Annotated in this window: 23 protein-coding genes; 20 read left to right on the top strand and 3 right to left on the bottom strand. The window is 52.5% G+C overall.

Translation table 11 applies throughout. The features are described from left to right. The first annotated feature begins 19 nt into the window (after nucleotides 1–19). From tyrR to ACVB80_RS03990, 3 genes are read left to right on the top strand one after another with little or no spacing between them, the layout of a single operon-like run. On the top strand, nucleotides 20–1564 hold the full coding sequence (gene tyrR / locus ACVB80_RS04000; RefSeq protein ID WP_481079982.1) for a transcriptional regulator TyrR: 1545 nt from the start codon (nucleotides 20–22) through the stop codon (nucleotides 1562–1564). Between the two features lie 3 nt (nucleotides 1565–1567). Continuing rightward, nucleotides 1568–2134 (top strand): ribosomal protein S5-alanine N-acetyltransferase, encoded by a 567-nt coding sequence (rimJ, locus tag ACVB80_RS03995; protein ID WP_481079981.1) that lies wholly within the window; start codon nucleotides 1568–1570, stop codon nucleotides 2132–2134. 16 nt (nucleotides 2135–2150) lie between these two features. Then, nucleotides 2151–2624, top strand: coding sequence for a DUF2947 domain-containing protein (locus tag ACVB80_RS03990; RefSeq protein WP_481079980.1), 474 nt, complete (start codon nucleotides 2151–2153; stop codon nucleotides 2622–2624). A gap of 47 nt (nucleotides 2625–2671) precedes the next feature. On the opposite strand, the gene ACVB80_RS03985 is transcribed toward ACVB80_RS03990, so the two are convergent. Continuing rightward, nucleotides 2672–3964 carry a methyl-accepting chemotaxis protein gene (locus tag ACVB80_RS03985; protein ID WP_481079979.1) on the bottom strand — a complete coding sequence of 431 codons (1293 nt, stop codon included), beginning with the start codon at nucleotides 3962–3964 and terminating at the stop codon, nucleotides 2672–2674. Nucleotides 3965–4219: 255 nt separating this feature from the next. On the opposite strand from ACVB80_RS03985, the gene nagE reads away from it, so the two are divergent. After that, nucleotides 4220–5674: an N-acetylglucosamine-specific PTS transporter subunit IIBC gene (gene nagE / locus ACVB80_RS03980; RefSeq protein WP_481079978.1), complete on the top strand. Its 1455-nt coding sequence runs from the start codon at nucleotides 4220–4222 to the stop codon at nucleotides 5672–5674. 244 nt (nucleotides 5675–5918) lie between these two features. On the opposite strand, the gene ACVB80_RS03975 is transcribed toward nagE, so the two are convergent. Together ACVB80_RS03975 and ACVB80_RS03970 are read right to left on the bottom strand one after the other, a co-directional pair. Next, nucleotides 5919–6671 (bottom strand): carbohydrate deacetylase, encoded by a 753-nt coding sequence (locus ACVB80_RS03975; protein WP_481079977.1) that lies wholly within the window; start codon nucleotides 6669–6671, stop codon nucleotides 5919–5921. Nucleotides 6672–6724: 53 nt separating this feature from the next. Next, on the bottom strand, nucleotides 6725–8038 hold the full coding sequence (locus ACVB80_RS03970; RefSeq protein ID WP_481079976.1) for a 6-phospho-beta-glucosidase: 1314 nt from the start codon (nucleotides 8036–8038) through the stop codon (nucleotides 6725–6727). Nucleotides 8039–8149: 111 nt separating this feature from the next. Between ACVB80_RS03970 and ACVB80_RS03965 the strand changes: the two genes are divergently transcribed. The 16 genes from ACVB80_RS03965 (at nucleotide 8150) to ACVB80_RS03890 (ending at nucleotide 25217) form a co-directional block, all read left to right on the top strand. Beyond that, nucleotides 8150–9100 (top strand): LysR substrate-binding domain-containing protein, encoded by a 951-nt coding sequence (locus ACVB80_RS03965; protein ID WP_481079975.1) that lies wholly within the window; start codon nucleotides 8150–8152, stop codon nucleotides 9098–9100. A gap of 88 nt (nucleotides 9101–9188) precedes the next feature. Continuing rightward, nucleotides 9189–10100 carry a diacylglycerol/lipid kinase family protein gene (locus ACVB80_RS03960; protein WP_481079974.1) on the top strand — a complete coding sequence of 304 codons (912 nt, stop codon included), beginning with the start codon at nucleotides 9189–9191 and terminating at the stop codon, nucleotides 10098–10100. A gap of 76 nt (nucleotides 10101–10176) precedes the next feature. Next, on the top strand, nucleotides 10177–10398 hold the full coding sequence (locus ACVB80_RS03955; protein ID WP_481080367.1) for a hypothetical protein: 222 nt from the start codon (nucleotides 10177–10179) through the stop codon (nucleotides 10396–10398). A 208-nt stretch (nucleotides 10399–10606) separates the two neighbouring features. Continuing rightward, nucleotides 10607–11407 (top strand): hypothetical protein, encoded by an 801-nt coding sequence (locus tag ACVB80_RS03950; protein ID WP_481079973.1) that lies wholly within the window; start codon nucleotides 10607–10609, stop codon nucleotides 11405–11407. A 148-nt stretch (nucleotides 11408–11555) separates the two neighbouring features. Then, the gene (locus ACVB80_RS03945; protein WP_481079972.1) at nucleotides 11556–12749 is read left to right on the top strand and encodes a DUF3103 domain-containing protein; all 1194 of its coding nucleotides are present in this window, start codon (nucleotides 11556–11558) and stop codon (nucleotides 12747–12749) included. Between the two features lie 259 nt (nucleotides 12750–13008). After that, nucleotides 13009–14640: a pyridoxal phosphate-dependent decarboxylase family protein gene (locus tag ACVB80_RS03940; protein ID WP_481079971.1), complete on the top strand. Its 1632-nt coding sequence runs from the start codon at nucleotides 13009–13011 to the stop codon at nucleotides 14638–14640. Between the two features lie 342 nt (nucleotides 14641–14982). Further along, nucleotides 14983–15801, top strand: coding sequence for a type 1 glutamine amidotransferase domain-containing protein (locus ACVB80_RS03935; protein WP_481079970.1), 819 nt, complete (start codon nucleotides 14983–14985; stop codon nucleotides 15799–15801). 3 nt (nucleotides 15802–15804) lie between these two features. Beyond that, nucleotides 15805–17514, top strand: a complete 1710-nt coding sequence (locus tag ACVB80_RS03930) for a thiamine pyrophosphate-binding protein (protein ID WP_481079969.1) — start codon at nucleotides 15805–15807, stop codon at nucleotides 17512–17514. Then, a complete protein-coding gene (locus ACVB80_RS03925) occupies nucleotides 17504–17962 on the top strand; it encodes a nuclear transport factor 2 family protein (RefSeq protein WP_481079968.1) in 459 nt (152 codons plus the stop codon). Before ACVB80_RS03930 ends, ACVB80_RS03925 begins: the two co-directional genes overlap by 11 nt. After that, the gene (locus ACVB80_RS03920) at nucleotides 17959–18276 is read left to right on the top strand and encodes a Dabb family protein (RefSeq protein ID WP_481079967.1); all 318 of its coding nucleotides are present in this window, start codon (nucleotides 17959–17961) and stop codon (nucleotides 18274–18276) included. The genes ACVB80_RS03925 and ACVB80_RS03920 overlap by 4 nt, the downstream gene beginning before the upstream one ends. Nucleotides 18277–18279: 3 nt before the next feature. Continuing rightward, on the top strand, nucleotides 18280–19479 hold the full coding sequence (locus ACVB80_RS03915) for an iron-containing alcohol dehydrogenase (protein ID WP_481079966.1): 1200 nt from the start codon (nucleotides 18280–18282) through the stop codon (nucleotides 19477–19479). Nucleotides 19480–19489: 10 nt separating this feature from the next. Continuing rightward, nucleotides 19490–19885, top strand: a complete 396-nt coding sequence (locus tag ACVB80_RS03910) for a nuclear transport factor 2 family protein (protein WP_481079965.1) — start codon at nucleotides 19490–19492, stop codon at nucleotides 19883–19885. 2 nt (nucleotides 19886–19887) lie between these two features. Continuing rightward, nucleotides 19888–20463 carry a DJ-1/PfpI family protein gene (locus tag ACVB80_RS03905; protein ID WP_481079964.1) on the top strand — a complete coding sequence of 192 codons (576 nt, stop codon included), beginning with the start codon at nucleotides 19888–19890 and terminating at the stop codon, nucleotides 20461–20463. Beyond that, nucleotides 20456–20890 (top strand): VOC family protein, encoded by a 435-nt coding sequence (locus ACVB80_RS03900; RefSeq protein WP_481079963.1) that lies wholly within the window; start codon nucleotides 20456–20458, stop codon nucleotides 20888–20890. The genes ACVB80_RS03905 and ACVB80_RS03900 overlap by 8 nt, the downstream gene beginning before the upstream one ends. 82 nt (nucleotides 20891–20972) lie before the next feature. Further along, on the top strand, nucleotides 20973–23048 hold the full coding sequence (gene glgX, locus ACVB80_RS03895; protein ID WP_481079962.1) for a glycogen debranching protein GlgX: 2076 nt from the start codon (nucleotides 20973–20975) through the stop codon (nucleotides 23046–23048). A 24-nt stretch (nucleotides 23049–23072) separates the two neighbouring features. After that, nucleotides 23073–25217, top strand: a complete 2145-nt coding sequence (locus ACVB80_RS03890) for an STAS domain-containing protein (protein ID WP_481079961.1) — start codon at nucleotides 23073–23075, stop codon at nucleotides 25215–25217. Nucleotide 25218: the final 1 nt, after the last annotated feature.

The raw sequence follows: 25218 nt of genomic DNA, 5'->3' as shown, positions 1-25218 counted from the left end.
CACCTGAATGGACCACACTGTGCGTTTAGAAGTTTTATGCGAAGACCGGCTGGGCCTGACCCGCGAACTGCTGGATATTCTGGCGTCCAAACAGATCGACCTGCGCGGTATTGAGATCGATCGCCGGGGTATTATTTACCTTAACTGCCCTGAAATTGAGTTCGACACCTTCCGGGACCTGATGGTGCAAATCCGTCTTATCCCGGGCGTTACAGACGTGCGCAAAATTCAGTTTATGCCAAGTGAGCGTCACAGCACAGAGCTGATGGCGCTGCTGGCAAACCTGCCGGACCCTGTACTGTCGGTCAGCCTTAAAGGCACCATAGATGTGGCCAACCACGCCGCGAGTGATCTGCTGTCGCCGAACGGTCAGTCGATCCTCGGTGAACCCATTTCACACTTCATTCCTCAGCTGAGCTTTGTTAAATGGCTCGATGAAAGTAAAGCCCGCTACCGCGACAACGTGGTGGTGCACGGACTGGACTATGCGCTTGAAGTGATGCCGGTTTACATCAGCGGTGAGAACAACGAAACCGTACTGGCGAGTGCGGTGGTCACGCTGAAATCTACCCAGAGCCACGCTCCGGTGCAGCAGTATCTGTCCGATCAGAATGCGCTGGGCTTCGAGCACTTTGTCGGCGCTTCGGCCAAACACAAATCCCTGCTCAGTCAGGCCAAGAAACTGGCGATGATGAGTCAGCCACTGCTGATCGAAGGCGAAACCGGCACCGGTAAAGAGATGCTGGCACGCGCCTGTCATAACCGCAGCGAGCGGGCCAGTTCGCCGTTTCTGGTGCTGAGTTGTGCGTCTATGCCCGATGATGTGGCGGAGACCGAGTTGTTTGGTCATGCGCCGGGCACCTTCAACAATGAAAAAGGCCACGTTGGTATCTTCGAACAGGCTGACGGTGGCACCGTGTTCCTCGATGAAATTGGGGAAATGAGTCCGCACCTGCAGATCAAACTGCTGCGCTTCCTCCAGGACGGCACGTTCCGCCGGGTGGGGGAAGAGAAAGAAATGCACGTTGACGTCCGTGTGATCGCGGCCACCAAGCAGAAGCTGGCTGAGCTGACCGAGAGCGGCCGTTTCCGCGAAGACCTCTATTATCGCCTGAATGTGCTTAACCTGCACATTCCACCACTGCGTGAGCGCAGCAGCGACGTTGCGCCATTGCTTGAACTGTTTGTGGCCAAATACGCCCAGCAGCTCGGTGTGCGCAAGCCGGTTCTCGATGAAGGCATGCTGGAGAAGCTTTCCCAGTATCAGTGGCCGGGTAATATCCGTCAGCTCGATAATATGGTGTTGCGGGCTATGACCCAGTTGAACGGTGAACTGCTGAAACCAGAACACTTTGAACTGCCTGAGCTGGATAACGTTGCCAATCCGGCTGCGCTGAATCTGGATGGCTCACTCGATGAGATCATGAAAGAGTACGAAGCGCAGATCTTAAGTCATCTCTACCAGTCTTTCCCGTCCAGCCGTAAGCTGGCTAAAAGACTCAATGTATCCCACACATCGATCGCCAATAAACTGCGAGATTACGGGATAAGAAAAGGCGATTAATCCATGAGCCAGTACACGGTTGATTTACAGGCGGGTGAGCTGCAGGTTCGCAGCTCGCATCCGGGTGATGCGGATCGTATCTGTGAGTATTTTCTTCAGAACCGCGAGCACCTGACGCCCTGGGAGCCAAAGCGTGAGCATTCATTTTATGAAGTAGGCCATTGGGCACAGCGGCTTATTAAGCTGCATGAGCTGCAGAAACTGGCGCTGGGTTACTACCTGATCATTATCGACACCAGTTGCGATAAAATGGTCGGCACGATTTCATTCAGTAACCTGGTCCGCCACCCGTTTCATGCCTGTAACGTGGGCTACTCGATGCACAAAGACTTTCAGGGACGCGGTATCATGAAGCGCGCCCTGAACCTGGCGGTGAACTACATGTTTACCGAGCAGAACATGCATCGCATTATGGCTTCTTACATTCCCGACAATATCCGCAGCGAGCGGGTATTGCAGTCGATGGGCTTTGTGAAAGAGGGCTTCGCCAAAGACTACCTGCTGATCAACGGTGAATGGCGGGACCACAATCTGACCGCGCTGGTTAATCCGGACTGGCGCGAAGTATAAGAATAAAGGAGACGCAATGTCTTACATGTCGCTGGACGACTATTCAAGAAAATGGATTTTTACTCATCAGTCCATGCCTGTTGCAGAGGCTGATCTGGAACAGATCAAGCCAATGACCCAGGCCCGTTCGGCTCAGTTCTGGAAAGAGAACATCAGCCCTCAAAGCCCGGATGCAGACCGTCTGAGTTCATCAGACTGGCCAATGCAGACCAGTAACTGGCTGCACGAAGTAGAGTGGATGCCGGAGTGGGAATCAGACGAAGACGATCTGCCGGCCGAAGTGCAGGAGCACATGAACTGGCAGGACGACGTGACCGTCTACTTCTGCTACGAGAAGTACAACGTCATTGAGACCAAATGGTCGGTGTTTAAACGCAACTGGAAGAACTTCCTGTTTTTCGATGATGGCCCAATCCTGCTTGGCCGCCGCCGCAAAGAGGCGCTGTGGTTTAATGGTAACGGCACTGTAAAAGTGGGTAACCGTCCATAGTATAGAAGAGAGCCCGCACCATGCGGGCTCTCATTTTATCGTCTCCTTTAGTGGGAAAGATTCATTACCGTCTGAGAGACGTTTTCAGCTCCCGCTTCGATTTCATCCATCACTTTCGACACTTCGGCGATCTTGTCCACCCCAACCGAAGTGATCTCCGCGACTTCTTTCATACTCAGGGTAACGGCATCGGTCAGCGTCTTGTTTTCAGTTACTACGGTTGCGATTTCATTGGTTGATTGCGCCGTTCTTGATGCCAGCTGCCTTACCTCATCCGCAACTACCGCGAATCCGCGCCCCTGTTCACCTGCCCGGGCCGCTTCGATGGCGGCATTCAGCGCCAGAAGGTTGGTCTGGTCCGCGATCTCTTTGATGGTTGAAACGATGGCTTCGATACTCTGGGATTTTACGTTCAGCTCATGAATTTGCTCAGACGTTTCTTCTACCTGTTTAGAGATATTGTTTGATACCTCAACCGATTCATTCAGGCTCGCTGCTCCCTGCTTGGCAATCTGCGCCGTTTCGACCGAAGTACTGTAGGCAATTTCAGCGGCCTGGGCCACGGCCTGGTTCTGTTTGACCGTCTGAGTGATATCGGTGGCGAACTTGATCACTTTAAACACTTTACCGGAGGGGTCGACGATCGGGTTGTAGGTTGCTTCAAGCCACAGATCTTCGCCATAGCTGTTTTTGCGTTTGAACTGGCCAGCCTTGTACTCACCCCGGGCGAGTTCCTGCCAGAAGTTGGGATTAGCCTGCAGAAAATCTTCGTCACAGAACATACTGTGGTGCTGGCCCTGTATTTGCGCCAGCGTGTAACCAACGGCAGAAAGAAAGTTTTGGTTAGCGGTCAGGATGGTGCCGTCAGGTTCAAACTCGATAATGGCCTGAGACTGATCCAGCGCTTTAAGTATGCTGCTTTGTGTGGCGTTTTTTTCCACTTGTTCAGTCACATCGGCAGCGATTTTCCGGATTTTTATGACTTTGCCACGTAGTGTGATCGGGAAGTAAGTCGCTTCCAGCCAGATGCGTTCCCCGAGTTTGTTTTTCCGTTCAAAGGTACCGCGCATTTTCTCTCCGGATGCCAGTCGTTGCCAGAACTGGCGATACTCAGGTGTGTTGGTGTAGCTGCTGAAACACATAACTGAGTGATGTTGCCCGACGACTTCCTGTTCGCTGTATCCGGCAATATCCAGAAATTCCTGGCTGGCGGTCAGTATATTGCCTTTGGTATCGAACTCGATAGTTGGCAAACAGCGGTTGGTGGAGTCAACCATTGCCTGCAGCTCTTCGATTTTCGCCTCTAATTCCTCTGTTTTTTTGCTGTTAAAGTTGAACATAGGCATCTCGCTAATGAGTCAGACAGGCCGCGTATGGCGCCTGGTCCGGGGAGTGATTATTGATGTCTGTTAATTAAAAAATATAGGAATAAAGTGAGGGAAAACCAATAAAAAGTATGGTGTTTCATTACGCTGGAGTTCTATAAAACAGGGGGCAAATACCGGATTAACTTTTCTTAATAAAGCCACATATTCCTGTTAACCCGGCCAACTGTATTCTCCTGAGTGAAGACTGATAAAGCTTAGGAGTGTTACGTGAACATATTAGGATATTTACAAAAAGTCGGTAAGGCTTTGATGGTGCCCATCGCCGTTCTTCCTGCAGGGGGCTTAATGTTGGGTATAGGCTATGCGCTTGATCCAAGCTGGGGCGGTGGCGGTAATGCGCTGGCCTCATTTCTGATTAATGCCGGTAAAGCCATTATGGATAACCAGGCCTGGTTGTTTGCCGTTGGTGTGGCGTTTGGTATGGCGAAAGACAACAACGGCGCGGCTGCCCTGGCAGGCCTGATAGGTATGTTTATTGTTCAGACTCTGGTCTCTGATCCGGCGGTAGTATCACAGCTGACTGGCACACCGGTCGCGGATATGAGCCTTGAGACTAAGATAGCTTACGGCGCGGTAGTGAATGCCTTTACAGGTATTATCACAGGTATCATCGCCGGTGAGCTGTATAACCGTTTCCACAATATCCAGTTTCCTGCGGTATTTGCGTTCTTTGGTGGGCGACGGTTTGTGCCGATTATTACTTCGGCGGTTATGCTGGTGGTGGCGTACATTTTGATCGCGCTTTGGCCGGTGGTGTATGTTGCGCTGGTCAACTTTGGTAAGAGTTTTATTGACCTTGGCGCGACGGGGGCGGGTCTGTATGGCTTCTTTAACCGCCTGCTTATTCCTCTGGGGCTGCACCACGCGCTTAACCAGGTATTCTGGGTTGACCTGGCGGGCATCAACGATATCGGTAACTTCTGGTCGAACACAGGTGAGCTGGGTGTGACTGGTCGTTACATGGCGGGCTTCTTCCCGGTTATGGGTTACGGTCTTCCTGCGGCGGCGCTGGCGATTTATCACTGCGCCCGTCCTGAAAACAAAGCCAAAGTGGGTTCTATCATGCTCGCTGCGGGTGGTACGGCGATCGTGACCGGCGTAACAGAGCCAATCGAATTTGCATTTATGTTTGTGGCGCCGGTTCTGTTTGTCATCCATGCGGCGCTTACCGCGCTGTCGATGACGATTGCGGCAGCATTCCAGTGGACTGCTGGCTTTACCTTCAGTGGTGGTCTGGTGGACTTCTTCCTGTCGATGAATCTGCCGCTGGCGAACAAGCCATATATGCTGGTGGTTCAGGGGCTGTGTTTTGCGGTGGTTTACTATGTGGTGTTCCGCGTAGCTATCATCAAACTGGACCTGAAAACCCCGGGGCGTGAAGACGCCAGTGACGATGATGAAGTGGTTACTGCATCTGGCGATAAAACCCGCCTAGCGGCGCAGTACACAGAAGCCCTGGGTGGCAAAGATAACCTTGAGCACATCGATGCCTGTATTACCCGCCTGCGTCTCACGGTGCGTAATATGAACAAAGTGAACGAGTCAGCGCTGAAAGAGCTGGGTGCGATGGGGGTAGTGAAGCTCAACGAGCATAACATCCAGGTCATCCTCGGCCCTGAGGCAGAGCTGGTAGCAGGGGAGATGAAAGCCCTGCCTGCTTAAACCATGAGTCAATGCCCCGTTCGCGGGGCTTTTAATTTCCGGAAATTTATTACTTATTAGAGTGAAAGGCGGCGAGGTAGTGCAATGTTTCAAGGCGTTCCTGCCAGGGATGGCAGGTCCGAGCTACAGGGACTGTATTTATGCGTCCTTGAAACATTGTGCTGCCTTGACGCAACGCGACAGAAGCCAACGGGAAAACACACTGCTATCAACAGTAAGAAGCCTCATTGCGGGCTTTTGTTGTTTACGGCCGGAAGTAATCAAACCCAATCAGCTCAATACCGTTTTCACCCAGCCAGCCTTTGAGCTCATCCGAAGTCAGGATCTCCAGCTCCAGTTCGCGCTTATCGGTGTAGCTGCTCAGTTCCTGTAACAGAGCTTCATCTGCAAAGCCGGGGTGACACATCAGTTCTACTGTATCGTGACATTGTAACTTTTCCAGAATTTGTTTCAGAGATGGTAATGAGACGCCCTGATCAAAGAACTCCAGGTTAAATACATCCGGAGATGTCAGCCCCGCGTTACCTTGCACAAACATATCGACCCGGCGGCAGGGCAGGCAGGTTTCCTTCGCCAGTTGAATAAACGCGTCCCGGGTGGCCGGATAGGTAGCGGCAAAGTGGTGACAGTCAAGATGGGTAAGGCGGATACCCTGATCGACAGCGGCCTGATACTGAGCCCTCAGCTCGGTATAGACCTGCTCAGTATCGAGCTTTTTTTTTTCAAACAGCTCTTTTTGAGACAGAAAGCGGCCATTGCTCTGGATTAAGTCCGGTACCCTCTCAGCAGGTGAGAGCGGGTAGCCTGAAGTCAGCGTCAGGTGAAGGCCGACATTGGGCACTTTTCCTGAGTGGATAAGCGCTATGGCATCCCGGGTTCCTGGCTGGTTCATCATCAGGGTGGTGGAGCGGACAACACCCTGTTCCATTGACTGGACAATAGCGCGGTTAACACCCGGCGTGAGGCCGAAGTCATCCGCATTCATAATCAGTTTCATTGAGACTTCCTTACTGCAACAAAAAGAGCCACCCTGAGGTGACTCTCTCTGTTTTACGCGAACTGTGGCATATAGTCGAGGTTTTCCCGAATCGTTTCCTCCAGCGCCTGCTCCAGGATGGTGCCGGTGTTCACCAGCGGGTTAAGGATCAGCGCACGCAGGGCCGCATTCCGGTCACCTTCAACCGCTGCTTTTACGGTCAGGGTTTCAAATTCCTTCATCAGCTGGATGAGACGCAGGGTATCGGTCTCAAATGGTGCTACGTTCAGCGGCAGCGGACCGGACCTGGTGATCATCGAACTCACTTCCACCGCGCAGTCATCAGGCAGCCCGGAAATCGCGCCATTGTTGCGGGTGTTGACGTGCATGATGGTGCGCTTGTCATTGTAGATAGAGCTCATCAGCTCACAGGCCGCTTCGGAATAGTACTGACCGCCGCGTTTCTCCAGCTCTTTTGGCTTTTCATTCAGCTCCGGATTGCGGTAGATATCAAACAGGCGCTGCTCCATCGCTTTCACTACTTCACCACGGGTACCTTCACCGTCGGCTTCAGCCAGTTCCTGGTCCATAATGTCCTGGCTGGTGTAGTAGTAGCGCAGGTAAGCACACGGGATCATCCCCATGTTTTTCAAAAGCGCCGGTGGCCAGTCAAATGGCGGAATGTTGCGTGGCACCAGGGTGTCGTTGCCATTCAGGATTTGGCTGATAACGTGCTGAAGCTTGTCCTGACCATCGTGCAGGATCTGGCGGGCCCAGATAAAGTGGTTAAGACCGGCCACCTGCATGATCACATCCTGCTCCGGCACTTCCAGCATTTCTGCGATGCCTTTTTGCATGATCACCGGTACGTTACACAGGCCGACGGCTTTGACTGAAGTATGCTTCAGTACCGCTTCGGTCACCATGCCCGACGGGTTGGTAAAGTTCAGCAGCCAGGCATCCGGGCAGTGCTCTTCCATCTCACGGCAGATCTCAAGCGTAACCGGGATAGTGCGGCAGGCGTTGGCAAAGCCGCCCAGGCCATTGGTCTCCTGACCAATCATACCGTACTTAAGCGAAATGCGTTCATCACGGATACGGCCTTCAAGACAACCGGCACGGAATTGTGAACAGACAAAATCAGCGCCTTTCAGGGCAGGGATGCGGTCCAGAGTGGCATGCACCCCGATATGCTCCAGGCCTTTTTTGGCCAGCATGCGTTTGGTCAGGTCGGCTATGATCGCCAGCTTCTCTTTGCCGTCTTCAATATCGACCAGCCACAGCTCGCGGATCGGCAGCTCATCGCGGCGGTTAATAAGGCCTTCGATCAGTTCCGGGGTATAGCTTGAACCAGCGCCGATAACAGTGATTTTAATTCCAGTGCTCATTGTCTGAGGTCCTTGTATGGATAAGATGGTTTTATTTAACTCCCTTGTTTGGTCGCTGACAAACCAATAAAATCCTCCTATGGATTAAAAAGATTAATGCATGAGGGCGAAATGGAACGTAAACAGACCATGCTGGCAAACATGTATACCTTCTCGGTGGCGGCCAGGTTACTCAGCTTTACTAAAGCGGCCGATGAGCTTTGTATTACCCAGGGAGCGGTCAGTCACAGGATCAAATCTCTGGAAGAGCAGCTCGGTTTTGCCCTGTTTGTACGCATGACCCGGCGGCTGGAGCTGACGGCAGAAGGCGAGCGTTTGCAGCATGCGCTGACTGCTTCATTTGATCTTATATTTACCGAGCTGGAAGACATTCGTTTTAATGAGCTGCGGGGGGAGCTTTATCTTGGCGTTGCTCCGACGTTCGCCCAGTGCTGGCTGCTGCCCCGTTTGCCTTCGTTTCAGCAGCGCTATCCTCATCTCAATGTAAAGCTTCGTGTGAAAGCCAGCCGGCTCGATTTTCAGCATGAACCGGTGGACCTTGCTATCTATTACAGTGATGCCCTGCACAGTGACTTTTACAGTAAAAGGCTGTTTGATGAGCAGTTGGTGCCGGTATGCAGCCCTGATTACTGGAAGCAGCTTCAGGAGAGTGGGGGCCGCCTCTGTGAGCAGCTGGAAAGCGCGACCTTCATTCACTGCTCAGAGTCTCTTGAGGCAGACGCGCCCAACAGTGAATGGCAGCGCTGGCTGGCCGGGCAGGATAATCCTGAGCTTAAAGGGCTGGACGTCAGCGAGCGGGTGTACATTTTCAATCATTCAGAAATGGCGATGACGGCGGCAAAAAACAGCATGGGCATTGCAGTTGGCCGGTTGTCACTGATTTCACAGGCGCTGGAAAGCGGGGACCTGACAGCCCCGTTTGCCCCGGTCAGCGCTTCCCGTGGGTATGACCTGATTTGCCCCAAAGGCCTGCAAAAACGTCCGCGTTACCAGGCATTTGCCCAATGGCTGGATGAACAGATCCGTATGCAGGGGGAGGCGGGTTTGGTCGCCGGAAGTTGAGCAGGCTCACTTCCTGATGGAACATCTCTTTCAACACCATGAAATTTCGGGCATTTTACGGGTAAGTTAATCAGCCGGGTGATCAGCGATGCACTGGTGTTTCATTATTAATCCCCTTGCCGGAGGGGGAAAGGCAGAGCAAAAGTGGCGTGAAATGGCGCATCAGCTTCAGGAGAAAGGCCTGCAGTATGAGACGCATTTTACCCGCTACAGCAAACACGCCACTGAACTGGCCAGAGAGCTGGCGAACAAAGGAGAGCGCTGCTTTGTTGCCGGTGGCGGTGACGGCAGCGTGAATGAAGTGCTGCAGGGATTGTGGATGTCTGGTATTCCGCTCAGTGAGTTTACCCTGACGGTACTGCCCTGGGGCTCAGGCAATGACTGGGCCAGGATGCATGGTATTCCATCCGGTGTGAATGCCTGGCTGAAGATGTTTTTTACTCCGCGCCTTATCAGCCACGATGTTGGTCTTTCACGCTACGGGGAGGACTTTTCTCAGGAGCAGGTCTTTATCAATATCGCGGGCACCGGCCTGGATGCGCTTATTCTCGAGAAAATGGGCCCGGCTGGCGGGCGTTCCTGGCGCTACTATCTCACTCTGCTTTCCTGCCTGCTCACTTACAGGGCTGACCGTTTTCATATCTCGGGACGAAACATAAACACCGATCTGCGCGGACTGCTGGTGATGGCCTGTATTGGTCAGTATGGCGGCGGCGGGATGCGTTTTGCGCCTGATGCCAGTGTCAGTGACGGCTGTTTTGACCTGGTGGCAGTTTCGGATATGCCGCTGCTCAAAAGGCTGGTGAGCCTGCCCGCCCTTGGGAACGGTAAGATCAATGCCCATCCGGCGGTGCTGACCGATAAGACACCAGCGCTCTATATTCACAGCGACCACCCGTGGAGTTTTCAGTGTGATGGGGAGCTGGTGGGGCAGTTGCCGGTTCAGTTCTCGGTGATCCCGCATTCCCTGCAGGTGGTTATTCCAGGCGGTACTGGTTAAACATACAGGTTTTTCTTGACCAACAGAAATACACGCCTATACTGTTTATATAAACAGTGTTTGTGGGAGGTGTATGATGTTGTGGGAAAAACTCGAACAGGTAAACCGCTTACGGAAACAAGCCATGGCGGATCCGGAGTTCCTTCATTCTGCAGAGGAACATGCCCAGGCGATTGAAAATGAAGAACATGTCTTCACCCATCGCCGCAAATCCAACCGGCACAGCGGACCAAAATCGCTCGCCGATATCTACAGCCAAAGCCAGTTTGGTACTAACCCTGGCGAAGCTGCGCACTAACGAATCTTATCAACCAGCCGCGTTTCACTGACGCGGCTTTTGTTTATCTGCCTCGCAAATACCCGCTGCACGTGCAAACTGGTTGCATAAAAATTAATCTCCGGTCTCTGTTCAGTGCATGGCAAATTGTTCTGTTCTGGCTTCACGGTAAATTGGTAATTCATGGCCTGCACAGCAGGCGTGTTATCAGTTTGGCAGGAAAGAAAAAATGAACAGAAAAAATGCAGCCGTTATCGGTTCATTAGTGTTTGTATTTGCGCTTTTGGTGTACTTAAAACCTGGCGAAGGCGGGCTGGTTTTGCCCGAGTGTGAAATCAGTGACCCGGTGGAAACGGAAATTAACTTCCTCGTTGACAATGAAGTGCTGGAGAACAAGGGCAGGGAAGGTGTCGAAAAAGAGTTGGCGGCCTCAATCCGTTATGCCAATAAGGTGCTTGAAAACTCCTGTATTCCCATGACCAGAACTCTGGGTGAGATAAAGTACGTCGAGATAGATAAGAACAGGCTTACGGACCCAATATCCTATTCATTACACAATGCACTGGAAGCCACCCTGGGGACAGATGATCTGGATGTGTATTACCCGGAGAAAAACCAGTTCTATGGCTATGTGTTTCCTGAGAAATATATGACTTCTCTCGATTTTAGTGGGCAGGTTGAGCCAAATCTCAGTATGAGATTCTTTGGTGTTTCATCTGGTGCTCCGGTTGATACTGTTGAACATGAACTCGGTCATCTCGCCTGGGCACAGCACGGTGACGGCAATCCCACCCCTAACTTGGATAAATGGCTGAAATCCATCTACTTATCTGAATTTCACCACTTTCTCAAGCGATACGCGAGGGCGTACAAATGTGGTAACGCCGGTACTGTGATGAGCTATGAGAAACAGAGCCTGCCCGTCTACTCAAGCCCGGATATTACGTACCAGGGTAAGGTGTGTGGCGACGCAGAGAAAGGCGATAACGCCAGGGTGCTTAGAGATTTTGCACTGGCACTGAAAGAATGAGGCTTAGTACATCATTCTTTTCTGATGTGAAATTTGATCCTTTGTGCATTAATTACCCGCATTTATAAATCCAGCATAAAATAGTGGTACTTTAGTAGCAGGTAGAGCATAAGCTCTACCTCCATCTGATAATTCAACAGGGGCTACTATGAAAAAAACGATATCCCTCTCGATCCTTTGCAGTGTTGCGCTGGTTGGCTGCCAGTCTGATGATTCCTCCACCACCACAAGTATTGCGAACAAAAACGCCGCGGCGATTTCTGAAACCAAACAGGAGCTGGCAAAGCAGCTGAGCGAAAGCTATCAGCTGATCGAGCCAACGCTGAAAGCAAGTATTTCTGCTGACAATCTGGCGGTTCCGGTTTCAACGCTTTCTGCCGAAAAACCTCAGGCCGCTTTCAGCAAAGCCATGAAGACTGCGGATACAGAAATTCGTCAGTGGAAGGGCGTTACCGATTACACCGAAGAGTTGCTGGAACTGAGACTGGCGTCTCCGGAGATGCTTCAGGCATGGGAAAAAGGCCAGTCACCGCTGTTTGCCTTTGAACCCGCCGGTAATGATAAGAACTGGCAGTACATCGAGGCTTATGACGTGTACGGTCAGGTGCACCAGCTGGATGTGTACAAAATGCCGGATGTGCCTGTGATTGTGGTCGATAACAACAGCGAGGCGGAACTGAAAGCCGGCCTTAAAGCGATGCAGGCAGAGATGCGCGCACTGGGTCAGACAACGGATATTCAGCCTTATGCTGAACCAGCTCCGATGGCTAAGATGAGCAGCGGCTTTGCGGCAATGTCAGATACTGAAACCAAACCTATCTCGACCACCAAACTGGCGAAAATTCGCCTGGCCGATGATCAGGAACCATGGATTTCTGGCAAAGCAGAGGTCTACGCAATTGTGACAGGCGTAAACCCAAGCCGTAACGAGCCAACGCTGGATCTGGTAGAAATGCCGTATCTGGATTACGACAACAAGGATTACTACCCGAATCAGATCATCATCCACTGGTCGCGTTACCGCTGGGGCGCTGCCGATATGATTCTGATGGAGCAGGATGACGGTACCGACTACAAAGAACTGGCGAAACTGCTGGTTCAGGTGGCTGAAGAGGTACTGAAAGCCATCCCGGATCCGGAAGTTCAGGCGTATGCGATTATTCCTCAGATCACTGGCAAAATCATTGCTGCGATCCCGGATGGCGTGCTGACCAATGATGATGACTACGTCGATGTCTACTACACCCTGATGCAGGACACCTCCTATGTCGATCACCCGGGTGCAGGCGTGAATGCGGTGTCTACGTTTGAGCCGCTGACAATCAACCCAACCCGCAACTAAGTATCAGCAATCAGGCCGCCAGGGGTTGTCCCCGGCGGCTTTTTAGTTTTTGGTTTTTATGGGTCCTGGGTCCTGGGTCCTGGGTCCTGGGTCCTGGGTCCTGGGTCCTGGGTCCTGGGTTCTCGCTTTTCGTCTCTTACTTCTTATTTCGACTATCCTTACTGTAATAACTGCATTATCTCTCAATGTCTTAATCGCGCCTGCTTACTATTGATTCATGCACCAGCCCAGTGAGCTCCGGCGTCTTGAGGAGTAAGCGATGAAAAAGATCCAAACCATCCGTAAGCTGTTTATCGCACCTGATGAGCATGTATCCCAAACTACCGAGCTGCTGGAAATGGCTTTAAGTGAGCTGAAAAAGCAGCACAATGGCACCATTATTGGCCAAAAGCCTGAGCTGGATTATCAGGTGATGTTTAACGAGAGTCATTTCCCGAAAGAGATGCAGGGTGAAGCCGAAACCCTGAAGGAAATACTGGAACTCTACCAGGGCGTTGGCCTGTGGGGGCACCCTCAGATGCAGTCGAACGTCATTCCGGATCCAACCCGGATTTCCATTGTCACGGAGGCGCTTTCTGCGCGCTATAACGAAAACTCAATCTGGGATCACTACGGAATGAGCGCGGCCCGCTCCGAAGTCATCGCCACCGGCATGCTGGCGGATCTGATTGGTTTTAATAAGGCACAGGCGGGCGGTATTTTCACCTTTGGTGGCACCGGTTGCAATCTGTATGCTTCGCGCATCGGAATTGAAAAAGCGGACCCGGACGCCAAATACACCGGGCTCCGGGGCAGGGTCGTATTTTTCTGTTCGGACGTCTCTCACTACAGCATCAAATCATCCGCCATCTGGACAGGGGTAGGGCTAAACAATATCTGCGTGATCCCAACCAACGATGACAACACCATGCGGGTAGACCTGCTTGAAAAAGAGATGCGCCAGGCGATAGCATCAGGCGCAAAAATCGGCTGTATTTACGCCACCATGGGAACCACAGATGCATTTGGCATCGACCCGCTTCGCGAGATTGTAGCGCTGCGTGACCGGATCTGCGAGGAGCTGGATTACCCCATTCATGTTCATGCGGATGCGGTAATAGGCTGGCCCTATCTGACGTTTAAGGGTGATACAGAGTTGGATGGCCTCTCTCAGAACCTTCAGCGTTCTATTCGCTTTATTGTGTCGAAAATGGTTGAGCTGCAATATGCTGATTCAGTGGGGATCGATTTTCATAAAACCGGTTGGGGGCCGTATCTGTGCAGTGCCTTTATTGTCAAAAGCCGCGATGACTTCAATCTGCTGAAAAAATACAAAAGTGATATGCCGTACCTCTATCACGGAGACGGCTATCAGCCCGGCACTTTTACTCTCGAATCCAGCCGGCCTAACTATGCGCAAAAGGCGCTGGCCAACATGCTTACCCTGGGTAAAGAGGGTTATGAGTCCCTGATCCTTTATCTGCTCTCCGTGGCAGATTACTTCCGTACCCGTATAGAAAAATCACCCGACATTGCATTACTCAACCGGGATAACCCCGCGTTTGTCACTGACCTGCGTTTCTACCCGCAGGGCAAATACGATGAGCAGGGACGGCTGTGGTACGAACGCGAGCTGCATGATGAGGTTCCGGCCGGCTTTACTGACAGCATCAATCAGTACAACCGCGCTATCGCGCACTATGTGCTGCGTGAGGCCGAGCTGCACGGAACGCCAACGCTCTCGTTTACTGAGTCATACAAGACCACCCATGAGAAGCGCAATCTGTTGGGGATTAAATCCTATCCGATGAGCCCGTTCACCGAAGAGCCGGATATGGATGCGGTGCTGGAGCAGCTGTACCGGGCGAAAGCGGCGGTGGATGCCGGCGACAGTTCTGATTCAGAAGACTGAATTCCGACAGTTTTATAAATTCAGCTGTAAGTTAAAACGCTCATGCTATGGCTGAGCGTTTTTTAATATTTCTGTTTTTTCAGAGCATTAGGACTAAATACTCAACCGGTAGCATGGTGTGACGATTTTTCCATGGCTGATGAGTACTATTTTCAAACAAAACTTCAGAAACTGGAGCCCGTTCAATATATCAATGATTGCATAAAAAACTTTAGCCCGCTTTCCATTCCCCTTTATAAAGCTGTTCTACTCTCATATAGCTAAAACGTCAGAACAGGCTAAAAGCTGACCATTTTGTCAACTTATTAGCTTTCATAACTAAATAAAAAAGAGAGTTAAAACATGAAAATACTGGCTGTATTGTCCGAGTATGGGTACTGGGGCGAAGAGCTTGTAGGGCCGCTGCAGGCTCTGGATAAGCAGGAATACACTGTCGATTTTGCCACGCCAACCGGCAAACGGGCTCACGCCCTGCCACCAAGTATGGATGCCGGATACATTGACCCGCCACTGGGCCGTCCTGTGGTATCGAAGGAAATGGAAGCGGCAGTAAAACAGCTCGAAGCTTCTGATCGTCTCAATAACCCAATGGCGCTGGATCAGCTCATTCCCGAGCGCCCATACCTCAGCACCGAAAATTACCTCCATTCACTGGAAAATTATTATCACCAGTTAGAGCAGGCCGAACAGGAACTGCAGTCATACGATGCGCTGCTGCTGGTCGGCGGAAGCGGACCGGTGGTGGACATGGTCAACAACCAGCGGGTACACGATTTGGTGCTCGCGTTCTACAAAGCCAATAAGCTGATTGCCGCAGAGTGTTATGGTGTAGCTGTGCTGGCGTTTGCCCGCGACTGCCGGGACAAACAGAGCATCATCTGGGGCAAACACGTTACCGGCCACCCACTCGAATACGATTACAAAGACGGCACCGGATTCCTTGGTGTGGACTTTAACATGGGGCCACCGCCTTATCCTCTGGAGTACATATTGCGTGATGCTACCGGCCCTGACGGCCAGTACCACAGCAACGTGGGCAACCGTACCAGTGTCATTGTTGATTACCCGTTTATTACCAGCCGTTCGACGGCCTCTTCCGTGAAATGCGGCGAGAAAATGACAGAAGTTCTGGAGCAGGGCCTTACACGTTACGGGTGGTAAACCATGTCACAAAAAACCGGAAAGGAGGCTATCCTTGCGCAGTTCGCGCTGGATGGCCTGGACCACATGTTTGGAAATCCGGGGACTGTCGAACAGGGCTTTCTTGATGCCCTGGACGAATACCCGGATATCAAATACATCCTTACCCTGCAGGAAACCATCGCCGTTATGGCGGCTGATGGTTATGCGAGGGCGACTCAAAAACCAACCCTGGTGCAGCTTCACAGCTCACCGGGCATTGGCAACGCTGTTGGCGCGCTGTACCAGGCGATGCGCGGGCATGCGCCGCTGGTGGTTATTGGCGGTGATGCCGGGCTGAAGTACATGAATATGGATGCCCAGATGGCGGGTGACCTGGTCGCTATGATGGAGCCTGTTACCAAGTACTCCACCATGGTGCTGGATCGTCACTCACTGCTGCGCACCCTGCGAAGAGCAATCAAAATAGCGGCTACGCCGCCGATGGGGCCGGTGTATATCTGCCTGCCAGCGGATGTGCTCGATGCTATTAACGAAGAGTCACTCATCCCAACTTCCATTCCCTCGACCCGGGTACTGCCTGCGGCCCCGACCATTGAGCAGATCGGTGATCACTTGCTGAGTGCGAACAAACCAATGATCTACTGCGGTGACGGCGTAGCGTATTCACAGGCGGGGGAAGCGCTGGCGACCCTGGCTGAGCTGACCGGCGCCCAGGTCTGGGGCTGCGATGCCGGTGAAGTGAATATGGACATGAACCATATCTGCTGGCAGGGCATGACAGGCCACATGTTTGGTGAGCACAGCCTGCCTATTCTCCGCTCCGGTGATATGAACCTGGTGGTGGGTACTTACATGGTGCCGGAAGTCTTCCCTGAGCTTGGGGACATCTTTGCCGACGATGCAACCGTGGCCCATATCGACCTTAACGCGTATGAGATTGCCAAAAACCACCGTGTGGACATTGGCGTGGTTGCCGATCCCCTGCGCTCACTTCAGGCACTGTGTGACTACATCCGTCAGAAGCAGAGCCCTGAGCAAAAACAGGGTGCAGCCAAACGGCTGGATGAGATGCGTCAGGAGTCTGAGCGCCGCAACCAGGTCGAGCAGGATCAGATAGCGGATCAGAAAAACAAAACCAGCCTCTGTATGGCCGATTTTGCCGAAAAGCTTACTGAGCTGGTGGATGACGACAAGCTGGTGGTGTTCGACGAAGCGCTGACCAGTTCTCCTCAGCTTGCTCACTACTTCAAACCGAAGCAGACAGGGCAGAGCTTTATCACCCGGGGTGGCTCTCTGGGGGTGGGCTTCCCTGGAGCCATCGGCGTTAAGCTGGCACAGCCGGATAAATGCGTAGTGGGCTTCAGCGGTGATGGCGGCAGCATGTACACCATTCAGGCGCTCTATTCCGCTGTTCGTCACGGAGTGGGGGCCAAGTTTGTGGTGTGCAATAACCGCTCTTATCGTCTGCTGCAACTCAATATCGACAACTACTGGCAAACCCAGTCGATGGATCCGCATCAGCATCCGACCTGTTTTGACCTCTCTTATCCCGCTATCGACTTCTGCCAGATAGCAGGCTCAATGGGAGTTGAAGCACTGCGGGTTGAGCACAGGGACGAGGTGCCGGCAGCACTCGACCGCATGTTGTCAGACGACAAGCCATTTTTAGTGGAACTCAGATTAGACGGCGATTACGACCCGTCTCAGGTGGGGGTGAAGTGTGGACAGTAATCAAAATGCGATGACCGCAGAGGCGCTCTGCGAAGAGAAACTTGCTATCAGCATGCTGGTTCGTGACTGGTTCTTTGCCATCACAATCCAGCGCCGTGAAGAGAAGCTGCTGGAAATGCTGGCAGAGGGTTTTCGGCTGGCGTTTCCGGAAGCCACGCTCACTAACGCTGAAGAGTTCAGCAATTGGTATGAAGGGGTACGTGAGCAGTTCTTTAATCAGCAGCATGTGATCCGTCATCTGGACATCATTATGGAAAGCTCTGACCAGGCCCACATCGCCGTCTGGGTGAACTGGCAGGCCAGCCAGCGCAGCAGTGACTCACCACTCTGTACCCGGCTCGACTTTGACGCCATGCAGCTCTGGCAGGTGGTTAAGGAGCAGGGACACTGGCGTATCGCCCGTTATCAGGTGAAAGAACTTCGGAACAATCAGGAGGCAGACTCGTGATCAGACATATAGCTCTATTTCGTCTCAAAGAAGAATTCAACGGTATGAATAAGGCTGAAATCCAGGCCCGCATACAGCACAACGTTAACCACATGCGTGAGGTCATCTCTTCCATTCAGCACATAGAAGTCTGCCCCAACAAACCAGACTCATCGGCGGTTTTTGACGCCGAAGATCTGTGTGTGCTGGCGGATTTTGCCAGTGAAGATGACTACCACGCCTATTTCAATAATCCGGTGCACAGGGAAGCGGCTGGCTTTGCCTTTGAAGTCTCATCCTCTGTTCACGGTATTACTTACGAAATAAAGGAGTAAGTAATGGAGAATTTTGACTATTACAACCCGGTCAGAATGCTGTTTGGCAACGGCCAGATTGACCAGCTGGCCGAGCAGATCAAACCGCTTGGCAAACGTATTCTGCTGGTATATGGCCAGCATCATGCCAAGCAAACCGGCCTGTATGAAAAGATAACCGACCAGCTGCGTAAAGCGGGAATCGAGTGGGTTGAGCTTGAAGGAGTACACCCAAATCCAAGGTACAAACTGGTGGAAACCGGGATTGAACTGGTACGTGAGCACAAGCTGGACTTTGTACTGGGTGTGGGTGGCGGCAGCGTCAGTGATACTGCCAAAGCCATTGCGGTTGGTGCGCCGCTGGAGTATGACGTCTGGGACGTATACGAAGACTTTAACCGGGTGATGCATAACCCTGACTATCCGGTGAAGTACCCGGTCGGCAAAGTGATCCCGTTTGCGGTCGTGATGACAAAAGCCGGTACCGGCTCAGAGTTTGACTACACTTCGGTGCTGTCACGCCGGGAGACCAAAGAAAAGCTGATGGTCATCAACAAGGATATCTACGCCAAATTCTGTATTGATGATCCGGCGTTGACGTTCACATTGCCGGAAGACGAGACCGGTTTTGGTGTGGCAGACATCATGACCCATTACCTGGAGCAGTACTTCTCACCATCGCTCAATACGCTGGCAACCGACAGGATCAAAGAGGGCCTGCTTCGTACCGTTATCGAATCCGGCCGGCGTGCACTGGAAAACCCCAATGATTATGACGCCAGGGCGTATCTGCTCTATGCCGCAGCCTGGGCCTGTTGCGATCAGAACATGTGCGGCTCAGTTCCTGAGTGGTCTTCCCACCTTATCGAACATGAACTGACAGCGCTGACGGACCTCAACCACGGTCACGGTATGGCGCTGATTTACTCAGGCTGGATGCCTGAAGTGCAGACCTCCATACCATCGCGCTTTGTTGCGATGGCCGAAAACATCTGGCAACTGCCGAGAAACGGCAGAAGTGATGAAGCGTACGGTCAGGCCGCGATTGAAGCGACAAAAGATTACTGGCGGGAGCTTGGCATCAACCTGTCGCTCTCTTCCAGCGGTGTGGACACCGGCCTTATCCCAACCATTGCCGAGCGCACCCTGCGCTTTGGTGGCGTTGGCACGGCAAAAGCGCTGAGCAAAGAAGACATCATCACCATTCTCACAAGGGTTGAATAAGGAGTCAGCTATGCAGGAAAAGACAACCCGGGAAGTCGTACTTACTTATTTTGAATCGGTTAACGCCGGAGACTGGCAGACATGGCTGAGCCTGTTTGCCGATGACGCCAGTATCGAAGAGCCAATCGGTACAATCGATGGTATCCAGGCACTGACAGACGGCACCAAAGTGCTGGCCACCGTTTACTCTTCGTTCCAGAACAAGCTGTTGTCGTTTTTTGTCAGCGGTGAGCATGCCTGTGCCCAGACCCATATCTCTGCGGTCACCGCCAGTGGCGAGGCGGTAGAAGTAGATGTATGCAATGTCTACCAGGTTAAGAACGGCAAAATCGTGAAGCAGAAAAACTATCTCGACAGCAAAAAGCTGCAGCCGTTTCTCGATGAACTCAAGCGTCAGGGGAAATGATCATGAGTAAGAAAATTGCCGTACTGATCGAAAGTGACTATTTCGAGAAAGAGATCTTTTACTACCAGTTCCGTTTCCCTGAAGCCGGTTATGAACTCCATCTGATGAGCCGCATGTGGGGGCAGCCGTCGATTACGTTTACCGGCCATGAGTACAAGGTGCCGCTCGATTGCAGTGAGAGCTTTGAAGCGCTGACCGATGAAAAACTGGCAGAGTTTGACGCCCTTATCGTGCCATCCGGCATAGTGGCGGACCGTCTGCGTTACACCGAAGACGTGAAAGAACTGCCGCCGGCCTGCCGGTTGCTGGAGCGCGCCTTTGCTAACCCCAACCTTATCAAAGGCATAATCTGCCACGGTATGTGGCTGATGGCCCCAATTGCTCACCTGGTGGAAGGACGCAAAGCCGTCGTGCACAACAACTTGCTGGGTGATGCCAAAGCGTATGGGATTGAGTACGTGGATCAGGATGTGGTGGTGGACGGGGATCTGGTAACGGCCCGTACCGGGATGCACTGTCATCTGTTCGCGCAAAAGATCCTTGAAATGCTTGAGAGCAGGGAGAAAGGCCATGGCTAATCTTAAGTTTTCCCACGTAGCGCTTAACTGTAAGGACCCGATAGCCACCGAGCTTTTTTACAGCCGGTACTTCGGTTTTGAGCGGGCCAGGGTTTATGCCCCGGGTGAAGACCAGGTGGTGATGATCAAGCTCGGTGACTGTTATCTGGAGCTGTTCCGTTCAACCGATGAGAGGCCCATTCCTGCACCGGAAAAAGACGGCTACGCCTTTACCGGTATGCGTCACTTCTGCATTGAAGTGGATGACCTTGAAAGCCTGCTGAAAGAGATAGCCAGCGCTGCTGAGCTATCACTGGGGCCTCTGGATATGAGTGAGTTTATCCCCGGAATGACGGTGGCCTGGGTCAAAGACCCGGACGGCAATATCGTCGAGCTGAATCAGGGCTATCAGGATGAAGCCAGTCCGCCACCACTGCAGAGCCAATGAACCGGTGATCTGTAAAGGATAATGGGTTAATGCGCTGCCCCGCGGCAGAGCGATGTTTAACCCTTATGAAGAGGGAATTACCATGCTTTCTTATACAACCAGCAGGGGAAGCCAGCATCCGTTAGGTGCAAGGGTGACCGATGCTGGCGTGAATTTTTCTCTGTTTTCCCGCCACGCCACGGCTGTGGAGCTGCTTCTGTTTGACCAGCACGACGCGGTTGAACCGGTGCAAACCATAGCTCTGGATCCGGCACAAAACCGTACCTTCTTTTTCTGGCATGTGTTTGTTGAAGGTCTGAAACCCGGCATGCACTACGCCTACCGGGTCGACGGCCCGCACGAGCCAGATCAGGGGCTGCTGTTTAATCCGGCCAAAATACTGCTCGACCCGTATGGCTTTGGTGCCACAGAAGAGCTGTTTGTGCGCGGCGATGCCTGCGGGGATACAGACAATCTCGCAACCTCCATGCGTAACGTCATCATAGATATTGAAAAGTACGACTGGGAGGGCGACCAGCCCCTTAACCGGCCGATGAACGAAACCATCGTCTATGAAATGCACGCAGGCGGTTTTACCCGTTCACCTTCCTCCGGGGTAGAGCATCCCGGTACTTACCAGGGGATCATTGAAAAGATCCCGTATCTGAAATCGCTTGGCATCACTGCGGTAGAGCTTCTGCCGGTGATGCACTTTGATGAAATCACACCACTTCGCACTAATGATGACGGTACCGAACTGACCAACTACTGGGGCTACAGCACCATCAGCTTCTTTGCCCCGCACCCGGGTTATTGCGTGTCGCCAGAAGAGGGGCGTCATATCAATGAGTTCCGGGATATGGTCAAAGCGCTGCACAAAGCGGGTATCGAAGTGATCCTGGATGTGGTGTTTAACCATACCGATGAGGGAAATCATCAGGGGCCGGTGTTCAATTTTAAAGGCATCGACAACCCGACTTACTACGACCTCAACCCTGAGCAGAAACGCTACTACATGGACTACACCGGCTGCGGTAATACTTTTGACTGCAACATGCCGGTGGTGGAGAAGCTGGTGGTAGAGAGCCTGGAGTTCTGGGTGAAAGAGATGCACGTCGATGGTTTCCGCTTTGATGAAGCATCGGTACTGAGCCGGGATATGGATGGCAGACCGATGGAGTATCCGCCGGTGCTGTGGCAAATAGAACTTTCGGATGTTCTGGCTGACACCAAAGTAATCGCCGAAGCCTGGGATGCTGCGGGCCTTTATCAGGTTGGGCATTTCCCCGGTTACCGCTGGGCTGACTGGAACGGACGCTTCCGTGATGACATGCGCCGCTTTGTCAGGGGGGATGCAGGTCTGGTCGGTGCGGTTGCCAACCGTTTATCGGGCAGCGCTGACCTTTATCAGCCCTCCGGGCGAAAACCGGTCAACAGCATCAACTTTATCAACTGTCATGACGGCTTTACCCTGAATGACCTGGTCAGTTACAACGAAAAACACAACGTTGCCAATGGTGAACACAACAACGATGGCAACAACGACAACATGAGCTGGAATTGCGGCGCTGAAGGGCCGACGGATGACGAAGCAATTAACGCATTGCGCGGTCAGCAGGTCCGAAATTTTGCCACCCTGTTGATGATAAGCCGTGGCGTACCGATGCTGGTGGCAGGGGACGAGATCCGCCGCTCTCAGCAGGGTAACAACAACGCCTATTGTCAGAACAATGCGCTCAACTGGTTTGACTGGGATCTCACCGATGCCAATCAGGAGATGCTGCGCTTTTTCCGCGAGCTTATCAGCTTCAGAAAATCCAATCCCTGCCTGTATGCCAACGCTTTCCCGGACAGCACTGAGAATGCCCGCGGCCTGCCTGGCGTCAGCTGGCACGGGATTGAACTCAATAAACCAGGCTGGGATGACCCGAACGCCAGGGTGCTCTCGTATACCCTGGCAGGAGAGGGGAAAGAAGCTGATCTGCATATCATGATCAACATGTACTGGGAGACCGAGAGCTTCGACCTGCCGCAGGTGAAAGGCAGGAAATGGCATGTCGCTGTCGATACTGCCGCTTCATCGCCAGACAATTTTTATCAGGAAAAACAACGTCCCGAAGTGAGAGAAGACCGCATTAACGTCGGTGGTCGCAGCATCGTCATTTTGGTTTCGAAATAAGAACAGTTGCAAGGAGTAAGCAGAATGCTAAACGTAGATTTTACCTTTTCAGACATGATTGCAGGCTATGTGCAGTCATTTGATTTCAAGACCGATGTGGCTGTAATGCAGACATCCGATGGCCGCGAGTTCCAGGTCAAGCTCACCGACACGGTGTTTGCCGAAGTGGTGCGCAATCTGGGCGAAGCTTACCAGGACTGCACCGGAAACATCCGCGATATGCTGGAGCCGGGCCGTTTCCTGTTTGTATACGGGGTGTTCTACCCGGAAACCGATAAGCCGTTTGAAGCCAAGCATATGGTTTTCCTTGGTCAGAACGCCGGGGAATATCGCTTTGAGAAAGCCAACTGGTGGATAGAGCAGATCGACTCTCTGGCCGATTTCTATATCAACGCCCAGTTTGGTGAAGGCGAAATTGACTACAAAAAATATCGTACTCACCTGACACTGGAAGGCCGTCATGAGCTGGATATGCGTCAGGAGACGGATACCATTTCCCGCCTGGTTTACGGCTTCGCCTCGGCTTATCTGCTGACGGGTAAAGACAAATATCTGGAAGCAGCAGAAAAAGGCACCCTCTACCTGCGCGAGAACTTCCGTGCCCGTGATACCCAGCAGGATATTACTTACTGGTACCACGCGATTGATGTGAAAGGTGGTAAAACCCGTAAGATCCTCGCCTCCGAATTTGGTGATGATTACGATGCCATCCCAGCCTATGAGCAGATCTATGCACTGGCAGGGCCGGTTCAGACCTGCCGTATCAGTGGCGATCCGGAGATCTTTAACGATGCCCGTATGACCATTAACCTGTTTGAGAAGTACTTTAAAGACCATAAGCAGGGCGGCTACTTCTCTCATGTTGACCCGATCACTTTCAACCCGAGAGCAGACAGCCTGACCCGTGACAGAGCCAGAAAAAACTGGAACTCAGTGGGTGACCATGCGCCAGCGTATCTGATTAACCTCTACCTGGCTTCTGGCGAACAGCAGCATCTGGATATGCTGACATACTGCGCCGATACCGTGGTGGATCACTTCCAGGACTATGAGCACAGCGCCTTTGTGCAGGAAAAATTCCATGAAGACTGGAGCAAGGACCAGACCTGGGGCTGGCAGCAAAACCGTGCGGTGGTGGGTCATAACCTGAAGATCGCCTGGAACCTGATGCGAATCATCTCTGCCAAACAGGATGGCAGCTATCAGGAAATGGCTGAGCATATTGCAGCATTGATGCCGGACCACGGCATGGATAAACAGCGCACCGGCTGGTATGACGTCGTTGAGCGTGAACTGGCAGACGGGGAATCATTCCACCGCTTCGCCTGGCATGACCGCAAAGCCTGGTGGCAGCAGGAGCAGGGAATACTGGCGTATTTGATCCTGCACGGCGTTCTGGGTAAAGACGAATACCTGAAATACGCCCGTGAGTCCCAGTCTTTCTACAACGCCTGGTTCCTGGATACGGACAACGGCGGTGTGTACTTCAACGTACTGGCTAACGGTCTGCCGTACCTGCTGGGGCAGGAGAGGGAGAAAGGCAGCCACAGTATGAGCGGCTACCACTCATTCGAGCTCTGCTACCTGGCGGCGGTGTACGGCAACCTGCTGATCCACAAGCAGCCAATGGACTTCCACTTCAAGCCTCTGCCGAACGGATTCACCGACAGGATACTTCGCGTGGCACCGGACATTCTGCCAAAAGGCTCCATTGCCATTGAATCCGTACTGATTGACGGCCAGCCGTACGACAAGTTTGATGCCAACGAACTGACCGTTGAGCTGCCGCAGTCTGATAACCGGGTTTCAGTAAAAGTCAGGCTGACGCCGACCAGCGGTGTAGAGCACTTTAAAGTGGAAGTCGAAAAGCAGGCCGATGCGTGCATTGTGCGCCTGAGCGGTGACTTTGATGAGCGTGCTATCCCAATGTTCAGTAAACATGCCGGTGAAATGGAGGGCAGCAATCGCCTGATCGTTGAATGCAGTGAGCTGAGCAGCCTGTGCCCTGCGGCGATACGCGAGCTGCTGTTTATCAAACAGAAACTGGCTATAGATGAGCGCATGTGCTTCGTGTCGGTGAATGAAACCGTACAGAAGCCGCTGCAAAACAGTGAAATGTTCAGCGAAATTGAGCTCTACTCATCACTGGAACAGGCTCTGAACGCTTAAC

This window comes from Vibrio sp. 9-16B-A1 (genome assembly GCF_056726165.1).
The sequence above is the reverse complement of the archived record's forward strand: the minus strand, read 5'-3'. Positions and strand labels throughout refer to the sequence as shown.